Source organism: Leisingera sp. F5 (genome assembly GCF_001593695.1).
Map to the genome: position 1 here is coordinate 1 of NZ_LUKH01001248.1, position 1,159 is coordinate 1,159.

The window sequence follows — 1,159 nt, forward strand, 5'->3', positions numbered from 1 at the left end:
ACCATGAACCGAACAAGCAAGCCGCACGCCGCCATGACTACCGCCGGGCTGAACCTGATCGCCCAGGCGCTGTCGATCTATGACAACGATCTGCGCCTGGCGGTCTGCAACAGGCGTTTCCAGGAAATGTTCTCTCTGCCCGATCACCTGGTGCAGCCGGGGGCGCCCTTTGCCGACACCATCCGTTTTCTAGCAGAAGCCGGTGAATATGCGCCGGAAACAGATATCAAGGACATCGTGCAGAACCGGGTCGATCAGGCACTGGATTTTGTGCCGCATTACCTGGAGCGTGAACGGCCCAACGGGCAGATGATTTCGATTGAAGGCTCGCCATTGCCGCAGGGGGGCTGGGTCACTGTCTATACCGACATCACCCGTGCCAAACAGGCTGAACAGCTGCTGCGTTCCCGGTCCGAGGAACTTTCGGAAAAGCTGATCACCCATACCGAGGAACTATCCGCCGCCAACCGCCAGTTGGAGGCCACAAATACTGCCCTGGAAGAGGCCAAGCGCCAGCTGACCGAGATCGAAGGCCGCACCCGGCTGACAACAGAGATGATGCCCGCCCATATCGCCCACGTCGATGCGGACGGTTTTTACACTTATACCAACCGCCGCCTCAGCTCGGTGTTTCCCAGCCGCCCCTCTGAAATCCTGGGCATGCATATCGCAGACGCGCTGGGAAAGGCTGCTTTTGACCGGATTGAGCCGCATTTGCTGGCCGCCTACAAAGGCGGCAGCCCGGTATTCGAGTTCACTGAAAGCCACGGCAGCCGCCGCATCCGGGTGGCCTTTACCCCGGACCAGCACGGCGGCGTTTATATACTGTCGATGGATGTGACCGAAGAAACCCAGGCCCGGGTTGCCCTGCAGCAGGCGCGCCGCCGCGAGATGGCGGCGCAGATGACCAGCGGCCTGGCACATGATTTTTCCAACCTTCTGACCATTATTCTCGGAATGCAAAGCAAGCTGGAGAAAATGGGGCTGAGCAGCGAGGCAACCGAACTGGTCCAAGGCACGCTTTCCGCTGCAAAGCGCGGCGGCCGGCTGCTGAGCCGGATTGCCGAAATGACGGGCCAGCGCACCTTGCGCCCGCAGGCGGCCGACATGCATGCGCTGCTGGGTGAATTGAAGATCCTCGCCTCTCCCTCTCTGCCGC

At 60.7% G+C, this 1,159-nt stretch carries 1 protein-coding gene; it reads left to right on the plus strand.

Going from position 1 to position 1,159, the window contains the following annotated elements; all coding sequences use genetic code 11:
* Window positions 1-3: 3 nt before the first annotated feature.
* On the plus strand, window positions 4-1,159 hold a 1,156-nt coding region (locus A2I95_RS40520; RefSeq protein WP_291737961.1), incomplete at its 3' end, for a PAS-domain containing protein.